We start from the raw sequence: 10926 nt of genomic DNA, 5'->3' as shown, positions 1-10926 counted from the left end.
CATTCAATAAAGGGTGCCACCACGCAGGCTCGTTCGTCCTGCGCATAAGCGGTGGCCGTGGGGGAATTGCGACAACGACAGATTTCTAGATACCTGTCGTTTGTCCGGCGGGGGTGCTGTGTTCCAGTCTGGCGTTTGGATGTGAAACTGTGCCGTTTGGAAATGAACGGCAGCGAAGTGCTTGGTGTTACGGCATGTTAGTGCCACTATAAGCGTTCATCAGTTTAGACTTCGTCAAAACTTATGAACGCGCCTTGGGTGCGTCATACCTCCTTTTGGTGACCGATGTATCCAGCGGATATACCCCACCATATGACGCCACGAAACCTCCGCGCAAGCTCCAGCGACAAGATATTTGCTCCTCCCGCCGATTTTTCCGCGAGCGTGACGCAAGCAGCCGCCGGGGCAAGGCCGAGCCCTTCGGGCGTCCGTCTTCGCCGGACGGCCTTGCCCCAGCGACTTTGCTTGCGTCGTCATCCACGCAGGCGACGGCGAGAGGGATGGCGGAGGCGGCTCCGGCTCAAGGGATATGCCGGGCTGCCTTCGATTGCCGGTGATGATAGCAGCTGGTTAATCCGATGAGAAATCCCCCAGCTTTGCTGGGAGACCAGTAAAATTTGACTTTTGTGGGAATAGTTTAAAGCCTCCCCTGATGAGCTGCTCAGAGTGAGCACAGGAGAGGCTTTAAATGAAGAGCAATTCAAGCCTATGTACGCGCAGTTGGACTGAAAGTATCACATCGTTTGGATACCGAAATGTCGCCGCAAGATTCAAACAACCTTCCCGAAGTACTCTTCTAGTGCCTGTGTTCCCTCTGTGCTTTTCCGCGCAGCATTTTCCGTCGGCAGCCATCTTTGCTGGTGCCATTTCTGGGCCCCACTTCCCTGGCTTGTCGCCGGACAGATTTCAGCAAGGCATCTCCGCCCGGCTTGGGCTGGCCAGTTGGCCTGTTTATTGCATATGATGCCCGTGTTAAAAAATGCAGCAACAATTGCCTCTTAATCCACGAGGAGGAGCAATGCAGGTCATTATCCTGGCGGCAGGACGCGGAGACAGGCTCAGTCCTATCACCGACACTGTTCCCAAGCCGTTGGTGGAGGTCAACGGAACCCCGCTTATAGTCAATGCTTTGAACATATTGTCCAAATATTCGATCGAGCGGTTCATTGTTGTGGTTGGCTACAAAGGCGAAACCGTCATGAATCGGCTTGGCGACGAGTGGAACGGCATTGAGATTGTCTACGTCGAAAACCCCCGGTGGGATTCCACCAACAATATTTATTCCCTGTGGCTGACCCGCGACATGTGGGATCGCGACACCATGCTGCTCGAATGCGACGTTTTCTTTGAGGGGGGGCTCATCGATTCGATGCTGTCGAAACCGTTCGAGAATATGGTCGTCGTAGACCGTTTCCAGCCGTACATGGACGGAACCGTGGTGGAGTTATCCCCGGAGAAGGAGCTTGTCCGCATGATTACTCCCAAGGATCAAGGGGAGAGTTTCAATCATTACGACAAATACAAGACCGTGAACATATACACGTTCACGGGAAAATACCTGCGCGAACTGTTTAGGCCCACAATGGACTTGTATATAAAGGCTCGGGGACAGAACGAGTATTACGAGTTGGTGTTGGCCGTGCTTATTTACATGGGCAACCAGGAGTTGAAGGCCCACGTGTGCGCCCCGCATCGCTGGTTCGAGATCGACGACTTCACCGACTTGCAGCGGGCAGAGGCCTATGTGACGGACAGCGCTTCGCTGCTCAGTAAGGTGCGCTCCATTTACGGTGGCTATTGGCGCTACGGTTTCAACGACTTCGCCTACCTTTACAATTCCTATTTTCCGCCGACCAGCTTGATAAACGAGCTCCGCCTCAATCTGAGCGACTTGTTGCGGAACTACCCGGCTGGCCAGTTGGAGATCAACGAATCCTTGGCCAACTGGGCACGTATCGACACGTCTCAGCTTGCCGTCGCGAATGGCGGTTCCGAGATCATCGCTACGCTCAAGAGGTATGCGAAGAAGTTCGCCGTGCTCGCTCCCGGCTTTGACGAATACCGTCGAAGTCTGCCCGATGAGCGGCTCCATGTGGTTCAGCCCGATCCAGACACTCTGGGGCATGCCCCGCTTAGGATTGTCGAGGAGACCATCAGATCCCATTCGGACGCGTTGGTCCTGGTCAATCCGAACAACCCCACCGGGGCGTATTTCAGTAAGGAAGAGCTCCGGTATATGCTCAACGCATTGAAGCATCTCAAGATGTTTATCCTGGACGAATCGTTCGCGGATTTTATTGCCACGGACAGCGGCCCGTCCTTACTGGATGAATTGGCCAACCACCCGAATCTGGTCATCGTCCGAAGCCTGAGCAAGGACCTGGGCATTCCCGGCCTGCGGCTGGGCTATGCGGCGTCGGGCAACACCGGGTTCATAGCGGAAATGCGCGACCTGCTGCCCATCTGGCACATCAACTCCGTTGCCCAGCACTTCATCAATATCCTGCCCAAATACAAAAAGGAGTATGCGGCCTCTCGGACGCAATTGATCCGCGACCGCGCTGAGATGCAGGGGCTCCTCGAGGGAGTCCCGGACCTGATAGTATATCCGTCCCATGCCAATTACTTCTGCTGCAAGTTGCCATCGTGGACCTCGGGGGCCGCATTGCAAGAATATCTTTTCACAAGACATGACATTTTGATCAAGGATCTGGCATCAAAGCCGGGGCTGATTCCTGATCGCTTCATCCGCGTTGCCTTGAAAACGCCCGAGGAGAACAGGCACCTTGTTTCGGCCCTGGCCGACGGGCTTGCGTACTTGGGTGGCAAGATCGCCGCTTAGGAGGAGAGGACAATGGAATGTATACGGGATAACAGGTGGATCGACGTTTGGACCCGCAAGGGAGCCGAGGTCGAGCAACACAACCTTGAAAGCCTCATGAAGGCCGATGGCTTCGACGCCAGAACCGGCTGCATCAACGTTGGCGACTGGTTTCGCCAGGCCGGGCTCATCCGGGATCAGCTCCGCATTTCAGCCAGCGATGTGATCTGCGAGGTGGGGTGCGGCGCAGGGGCCATGCTGTGGCCGTTTCGGGAGATAGGGGCATCATTGTATGGCATGGACTATTCCAAATCCCTGATCGAGACAGCATCCAAGGCTATACCCGAGGGGGTGTTCAAGACGGGGGAGGCCTCTGCAATACCCTTTGGCGACAGCATGTTTAACGCGGTGTTCAGTCACGGAGTGTTTTTCTATTTCAGCGACCTTGCCTACGCCCGTACCGCCATGCTGGAGATCTTGCGCGTCATGAAGTCTGATGGTCGGGCCATGATTCTCGACGTGCCGGACATGGCCACTATGGACGCATGCGAGTCCTATCGACGCAATGTGGTCTACAAGGGCGAGGAATATCCCACCAGCCAGGACGGGCCCTACCGCCACCTGTACTACCCGCGCTCCTTCTTTGCGGATTTTGCCCGAGAGTTCGAGATGAATATATCCTTCGTGGAGTGCGACCTGCCCAGCTATCCCATGGCCGAGTATCGCTTCAACGTCACACTGACCTATTAAACACAAGAGCCGTAGCTCATATGGAATTTAAACGTAAAAAAAGGAATATCGTCTGGATATGCATTGATGGTCTGCGCTGCGATAGCTTTCGTGCCACAGGCAATGAAAGCGTGCCGGATAATTACATTGACGAATTGATGTATTCTGGAGCGTTCTTTCCCAACTGCATTGCGGCAGCGCAGTCAACCATGCCATCATCAGCTTCTTTTCTCACCAGCCTGACTCCGGACCTGTGCCGGGTGCCGACCCAGACCGCCAACTGCATTCCTCAGTTTCATCCGGATGCCGTCACATTGGCCGACATCCTCAAGTATCACGGCTACCGCACGTACCGCTGGGACGACATGAACACCTATTCCTGCCATCCCAAGTCCGGTTTCGATGTGTTTGAAGGCGGCTACGGGAGCTTGCTGGAAACACCCAATATGAGTTTCGACGCGTCGGAAAGAGTCGCTTTTCTTGATCGCTTCAAGAAGCACGATGAACACAAGTTCCTTTACATGCATTTGGACCATCTCCACGAATACGGCGGAGAGTCGGCCAGTGTCTGGACAGGGGAGAAGTACCTACACCATGTGCAGGAGGTGGCTGAGGAGGTCCGGTCCATCGTCGCCAGGCTCGATTTGGGGGACAACGGTATTATCCTGATCAATTCAGACCATGGGGTGACACTTAACGAGGATTTTGTTGTGTTTGAAAAACGGCATGGCGGCTCGTTTGCCGAATCGCGCATCCGAGTTCCGACGGTATTTCATTGCAAGGGGATCGAGCCGCGGGTGTTTCGCGGCGTGGTTGGCAATATCGATCTTGCCCCGACCCTCCTAGATATGGTCGGCATTGATGACATGAAGGCCATGGGGGTCAGCCTCCTGCCGGTCATGATTCATGGAATGGAGCACCGGGGCCGGCCCATAGAGGTGCAGTGGGCCGTCAAGCCGAACCATCCCAAACATGTCATCGGCGGGGAGTGTCCGTCCGGCGTACAAAGCGTATGCTTGCGCGACAACGACTGGAAGTACACAGTGTACAATGACGGTAAAAGAATGCTGGTGGACATGCGACCCGGCGCCGAGGATCTCGTGGATGCACTTGATAGGCATCCAGAGATGGCGGCCCGATACGACGCCATGTACCACGAGATATATGGGGATCGCCCCGGGACACCCCTCGATCTGTATGAGCGGACCGGAATGGCGTTCGACAAGTCGGCGGTTCTCCCCGAAGTGTCCATACTGATGCCCATTCATCGGGGCGGCGTGGCCATGCGCAAGGCACTCGTTTCCCTCATTGACCAGATTGGTTGTTTCGAGATTCTGATCCTGGACACTGACGAAACGGGCATGGCCGCTGCCGTTTGCGAGGACTATGACGACGACTTCCGTGTCCGTCGCATCCCCTTGCAGAGAATGAAGCTCGGTGAAATGCTGGCTGCCGGGTTCGAGGAAAGCCAGGGGGATTACATAGCCACCGTGTCCCCCGAGTACAGGTACACCGAGGATTTCATTTACAACCTGCGCCGGGCTCTGGAGTCGTCGCCGTCTTCCGGGTTCGCCTATTGCGACGGCTACCAGTTTTACCAGGACCCTCGCGGCGAGGATTATTACTACATGGGACCGCCCCATTTCTACATCGGAAACTGCTTAAATACCGGCGGCGTGGGCAGTCGGTTGCACTTTGGGCAGCCGGATGCGCAACGGCTGAGGGAGTTCAACTTCGTTGGCGACGTGGCTTTTTTTACACGCGAGCTGATTGAAAGGGCGGGTGGCTTCGCTAGGGGCGCAAGCCTGAAAAAGACGTGGGAGCGAATGATCCGGCTGACCGAGTTCACCCATTTCCCGTCTCCCATGATCATCGCCAACGGTCCCGTGGGACGACCGGTCATGGGGATCCCTGAACCCCAGGAGGGCCGGAAGGTGTCTGTGCTGGTTGCCGTCGAGAATCCGGTTCGGCTAAGTATACTTCTGAATTCCCTTCGCGGACAGACCATACGAGACTTTGAGGTGGTCATGGCCGCACCCGAGGATCAGGTGGCTGCCATCGCCGCCATGGCTGAAGGATTTCCAGACATGGAGATGCAACTCTGCGTGGTTAATAACACCAGAAACAAGGCATCCGTGCACAACACGCTGCTCACCCACGCCAACGGGACGTATTTGACATGGTGCCCGGCGGAGTCGATCCTGCCCGAAACCTATCTTGAAGCCTTGCTGTGCCCTGTGGAGGCCGGATCGGTGTTCGCCAATGGGAGTATCTTGCTCTCATTGGGAACATCCAGGGAACTGCACAAGGCCAAGAGCCTCACGCCGGCTTCCCTCTGGATGCATCCCCAATCCATGACCGGCCTGCTTTACAGGCGATCGCTCCACGAGCAGATCGGCATGTTCCATTCCAAGTCCGGTGGCGGTGCGCCTTGGGATATGCTCATGCGGGTCGTCGAATGCGGCCCGGGTTCCCCGGTCCCGGGCGCAATTCTCTTTCTCAATGCCGCTGTGCCGGAACCGCCACTGTCCGACCACGAGCGAAAGATTGTATATATGGGGGCCATGGCCCGCATGGGCTCGACCATTGACTTGGCAAGACTCAATTACGACATCTTCATGCACGGCAACTCACAGGAGCACGTAAAGTGCGCAGTTGAGCGGTTTCATGAGATCCTTCAGGCAGTGCCGATGCTTGGGGAGTTGAATCCGAAGGTTGTATATTGCGGCAGTGTTCTCAGGTTCTGGACCACCCGACAGGAGGAGGCTTTCGCAGCAGAGACGGTCGGCGGATCCCTGTGTTGTCCGCAATCCGTTCCATGAAACCATTGCCCTGCTGTCGCTCATGGTGCCGAACGCGGCGTTTTCCAGTTATGAGCACTTCTCGCAGGAAGTGCCAGCCGGGCCATCCGCAGAACTCCCGCCCATTGTTGATTTGGTGGACGTTGCCGCTAAAGTGGTTTTCAATGCTGACAAAACCGTACTCAAGGTCACGGCAATAGCCATGGATGTCGAGATATCATGCCGCTTGCGACGAGCTTCACCTGCCGAAGAACCTCTACGACCTGGAATTCACGAAAGAGGGCCAGAGGCTGGGCCTGGGCTTTCGCAAGAACTACTACCGGATCGGTCGCCACATCGATCGTTTTGGCAAGAACATCATCATCACGGATCGGGCGGACTGGAGCACGGACCAAATCGTGCGGGCCAGTCTGGACCGGTACATGGTGGAAAACGCTTTCAGGCAGACCAAGGATGACGACCTGGTTAGCCTCCAGCCCATCCGCCACTAGACCGACAGCAAGATCAGGTGCCACATCCTGACCTGCGTGGCTGCCTTGTGCTATCTGCGACTCATCGAACTCAAGCTCGCGAGGGCTAACATCCACATGAGCGCGGAAAGCGTCATGGCAAGTATGAAAAGGCTGCACTCCTGCCTGTGCTGGAAAACAGGCAAGAACAAGCCAGTGAGAATGCTGGAGGAACCGTCAGAGCAGCAGGTCCAATTACTCCAGGCCTTTGGCTATGAAGTCACGAATGGGGTCTTACAGATTTCCAAGCGATAGTGCGTTGTTTTTGTTGTTTTTTTGGTGAAAACAAAGCCTTTGCTACGAAACTCCTGCCAAAATGCTCTTACCCAACACAGATTGAGACATCTGAGGGAATACCAACTCCCCCTTGCTGAAGCCGGGTCAAAATGCTAGGTCATTCCCCATGCACAAAGGACACGCCGAAACAGAATAGACAAATAAAATCAAAGCATTGCCGCGCCGTCGGGAAGCAAGAAGTTCCGAGTCTTCTCTTCGGCACCAGAATGATCAAGGGTTGCGGCTAACAGGCCGCAACCCTTTTTCTTTTTTATCCGGCAAGTTACGCAATTGTCTTCTTTCGGCGTGATTTGCCCCCTCCCTGGGGTCAGCGAGTCACACACAAGTCTGCTTGCGGGGCAAAGGCCAGTGCCGCCATGGTTGCCGGGACAAATGATGAGCCTCTCAAGCCTGTCAGCCAACCGTCCGCCAACTGGACATTGTCGATAATTGTTGGTAATTTTTTGTGGTTGGGCATCCGCCCGCCCATGGAACATGGTGAGCCTGCAATGGCGCCCTGCTTTATCAATATTGCAAACAAAACAATACCATAACCAGCCCAACCTCGGTGTCGGGCTGACGAGACAGCCAGGATAGAAAATGGACAGTTTAGTAACAGTCGTTATCCCCACCCATGAAAGACATCATCTGATCGAAACCAACATCCTTCCCCACTACAAAGGATTCGGCGCACCCGTTTTGATTGTGGACTCCAGCAGAAATCCCTGCATGGCTGCCAAGGAAACTCCGTGGGTTGATTACGTACATTGCCCCGGAGCTCCCATCCCGCACAAGCTGAAGGCGCCTGTTCTGGAGCGCATAGAGACGCCCTATGCGTTCATGTGCGCTGACGACTCGGTCCACTCCTTCAGCGGTTCGAAACGGTGCATTGACTTTCTGAAAGATAATCCTGATTACGCCTCGGCCATGGGCCTGACCTTCGGGTGTCAGTACCCTGACAGATCCGTCGTCTACTCTACTGATTACGACATCCTCTCCATGCCGACCGATTCGCCAGTGGCAGGCGAACGCTTGTTGCAGGTTTTTGCCAGATTTCGCTCGCTCTTCTATTCCGTCATGCGTACACAGACACTGAAGGATGTCTTCCGATACCTGCCCGAGGAAATCGTCAACTACTATCTAATGGAAACATATATAGTATTAATGGTGGCAGCCTCAGGCAAGCACGCCACCCTGCCAGTCGCCTACGAGGCCACTGCAGCGGGCCCTTCCATCAACGACCAAGACAGCCGATACCACTGCAGCCCCTTCAAGCTGGCCACCCATGAGCGGTATGCGGGCGAAGTGGCAGCGACCAAAAGGGCCGTGGCAGAGTATCTCATGGAGCTTTCCGGCATCTCCGAGGAGCGGGCCATGATTTATGTCAACGGAGCGCTGGCGCTTTACTGGCTTCAAGACAAACCGATTAAATCCCTGCAGGACCGCATTCTGAACGAATGGAACTCGTTCCTGAACAAAACCTTCCACAAATCGCAGTACAAAAAAATGAACGCGGACAAGAAGGTGCGGCAAAAACTGCTGAACGAAAAAGTACACGCAAAGAACTTGGCCCTTCTCAGTCCTGAGGATCTAGCCGAATACGAGCACCTCATCCGCATCATTCAGAAAGCCTGACCGATAAAAACACATGCGAGTTCTCGTCACAGGTGCCACCGGCTTTATCGGCAACCATCTTGTCCAGGCATTGTTGGCAAACAAGATTTCCGTCATCGCCACCTACCGGAACGAAGACAGCGTCGGCATTCCCTCCTGGAGCGCCGATGTCGAGTGGCGACGGCTTGACATCTTTGATCCGCCGCCTTCGCCTTTCACGACCCTGGGCTCGCCCGACGCCATGATCCATCTTGCATGGCACGGCCTTCCCAACTATAATGAAGATTTTCACCTTACGCGCAATCTTCCGGCTGACAGGGCATTACTTGGCTCAATGATCACTGGAGGTCTCAGGCATCTGCTGGTGACCGGAACATGCCTGGAATACGGCATGGCCGAGGGCGAGTTGTCTGAGGACATGGAAACAGCCCCGCCCACATGCTATGCTCAGGCAAAAAAACTCCTGTTTGAATCCCTCTCGAAGCTAGCCCCGAAGCAAGGCTGCGTCTTCCAATGGGCCCGCCTGTTCTACACCTTCGGCGAAGGCCAGAATCCTCGCTCGCTGTTTGCGCAACTCCAGACCGCACTGGATGCGGGAGATACAAACTTCAACATGTCCGGCGGCCAGCAGATTCGGGACTATCTGCCGGTCAAACAACTTGCCAACCACCTTGTTTCGATTGTCACGCAAAGGACGTTCTCAGGAATCATCAACGTATGCAGCGGAGAGCGCAAAACCGTCCTGCAGCTCGTCGAGGAGTATATCAGGGCGCAAAACGGTTCCATCGCTCTCAACCTCGGCCACTACCCTTATCCAGACTACGAGCCTTTCCGCTTTTGGGGCGATTCCCGAAAATTGAACATGATACTCGAAGCTCAGTCGCATGTGCGATCCAACGAGGGCCGGGGGGCGTGAAAAATCTGAGTCTAAGGGGTGAATCATGGGCTCCCCTTGTGCGGAGCGACAATCCTGTCGGGCGCAGTGGAGTTTCCAGCTTCTTCCTCCGGGAGAGTTTGACAGAAAAGGAGGCACATGCCTGTGCCAAAGGAAACAGGAGGATACTCGTCTGCATCGGCTTCTGACCCGCCAAGAACCCATATATTTGCGCCAGAAGCCGCCAATATATTCGATTCGGAATGCCAGACCGATCATCCTGCCATGCGGCGCTATCGATGCCAACCGCATGAAACAGAACAGAGACGCTACGCAACGGAAAGATATTCGTCGGGCAGGAAGCGTTTGGCAGGAACCCGGCCATCGACATTCCGGCCATAAACCGATACTACCTCATCGGATTCCTGGATATCACGGGGTGAGGCATTGTCCTGCATGTCCTGGATTGGTTATAGGAATCCAGACAGTAGAAAACAGGCGATTCAAGGATAATATTCATGGAAGTAATCATACTCTGCGGAGGGCTCGGAACCCGGCTCAGGGAAGAAACAGAATTTCGCCCCAAGCCCATGGTAAACATCGGCCCCAGGCCGATCCTCTGGCACATCATGAAAACCTATGCACACTATGGCCACAAGGACTTCCTGCTCCCACTCGGATACAAGGGTGAAATGATCCGTGACTATTTTGTCAACTATGAATGGATGAACAACGACATCACCCTCCAACTCGGCAAGCCGGAAAGCGTCTGCATGCACGGGTGCCACGAAGAGGCAGATTGGCGGATCACCATGTCCGACACAGGATTATCCACTCTCAAGGGCGGACGCATCAAGCGCATGGAGAAGTATGTCAAGGGCGACACCTTCCTGCTCACCTACGGCGACGGCGTCGCCAATGTGGACATCAACAACTGCATCGAGTTCCACAAGTCCCACGGCAAGATGGTCACCGTCACCGGCATCAATCCGGCCCAGCGGTTCGGCGAACTGAAGACCAAGGGCGACCGGGTTCTCTCCTTTCAGGAAAAACCCGAGCACGCCACCAGGGAGTTGATCAACGGCGGCTACTTCGTCTTCAACCGCCGGGTCTTCGACCATCTGAACCCGGATGAGGACTGCGATCTGGAATACGGGCCGTTGGAAGAACTCGCGCACAAAGGCGAACTTATGGTCTATCGGCACAGCGGCTATTGGGGCTGCATGGACACCCTGCGCGATACTGAACATCTGAACAAGATCTGGAGCCAGGGCAAGGCTCCATGGAAAGTCTGGTAGGACA

At 55.0% G+C, this 10926-nt stretch carries 7 protein-coding genes; all 7 read left to right on the top strand.

Translation table 11 applies throughout. The annotated features are described in order from the left end of the window. Nucleotides 1-1018 precede the first annotated feature (1018 nt). A complete protein-coding gene (locus GKC30_RS10705; RefSeq protein ID WP_155934719.1) occupies nt 1019-2842 on the top strand; it encodes an aminotransferase class I/II-fold pyridoxal phosphate-dependent enzyme in 1824 nt (607 codons plus the stop codon). 12 nt (nt 2843-2854) lie between these two features. Next, a complete protein-coding gene (locus tag GKC30_RS10700; protein WP_155934718.1) occupies nt 2855-3571 on the top strand; it encodes a class I SAM-dependent methyltransferase in 717 nt (238 codons plus the stop codon). A 20-nt stretch (nt 3572-3591) separates the two neighbouring features. Then, a complete protein-coding gene (locus GKC30_RS10695) occupies nt 3592-6372 on the top strand; it encodes a sulfatase-like hydrolase/transferase (protein WP_155934717.1) in 2781 nt (926 codons plus the stop codon). Nucleotides 6373-6557: 185 nt separating this feature from the next. Then, nucleotides 6558-6842: a hypothetical protein gene (locus GKC30_RS10690; RefSeq protein ID WP_155934716.1), complete on the top strand. Its 285-nt coding sequence runs from the start codon at nt 6558-6560 to the stop codon at nt 6840-6842. Nucleotides 6843-7736: 894 nt separating this feature from the next. Continuing rightward, nucleotides 7737-8771, top strand: coding sequence for a TIGR00180 family glycosyltransferase (locus tag GKC30_RS10685; RefSeq protein ID WP_155934715.1), 1035 nt, complete (start codon nt 7737-7739; stop codon nt 8769-8771). A 13-nt stretch (nt 8772-8784) separates the two neighbouring features. Continuing rightward, entirely contained in the window at nt 8785-9666 is an 882-nt protein-coding gene (locus GKC30_RS10680; protein ID WP_155934714.1) for an NAD-dependent epimerase/dehydratase family protein, read from the top strand. A 476-nt stretch (nt 9667-10142) separates the two neighbouring features. Continuing rightward, complete coding sequence (gene rfbF, locus GKC30_RS10675) at nt 10143-10922, top strand: glucose-1-phosphate cytidylyltransferase (protein ID WP_155934713.1); 780 nt, start codon at nt 10143-10145, stop codon at nt 10920-10922. Nucleotides 10923-10926 lie beyond the last annotated feature (4 nt).

The organism is Pseudodesulfovibrio alkaliphilus, assembly GCF_009729555.1.
Lineage (GTDB): Bacteria > Desulfobacterota > Desulfovibrionia > Desulfovibrionales > Desulfovibrionaceae > Pseudodesulfovibrio > Pseudodesulfovibrio alkaliphilus.
Note: the sequence above shows the minus strand (reverse complement) of the source record. Positions and strands in the feature narration are given on the sequence as shown.

Coding starts and splice junctions, on each gene's coding strand:
- GKC30_RS10705 (WP_155934719.1), top strand. CDS start 1,019: ATGCAGGTCATTATCCTGGCGGCAGGACGCGGAGACAGGCTCAGTCCT.
- GKC30_RS10700 (WP_155934718.1), top strand. CDS start 2,855: ATGGAATGTATACGGGATAACAGGTGGATCGACGTTTGGACCCGCAAG.
- GKC30_RS10695 (WP_155934717.1), top strand. CDS start 3,592: ATGGAATTTAAACGTAAAAAAAGGAATATCGTCTGGATATGCATTGAT.
- GKC30_RS10690 (WP_155934716.1), top strand. CDS start 6,558: ATGTCGAGATATCATGCCGCTTGCGACGAGCTTCACCTGCCGAAGAAC.
- GKC30_RS10685 (WP_155934715.1), top strand. CDS start 7,737: ATGGACAGTTTAGTAACAGTCGTTATCCCCACCCATGAAAGACATCAT.
- GKC30_RS10680 (WP_155934714.1), top strand. CDS start 8,785: ATGCGAGTTCTCGTCACAGGTGCCACCGGCTTTATCGGCAACCATCTT.
- rfbF (WP_155934713.1), top strand. CDS start 10,143: ATGGAAGTAATCATACTCTGCGGAGGGCTCGGAACCCGGCTCAGGGAA.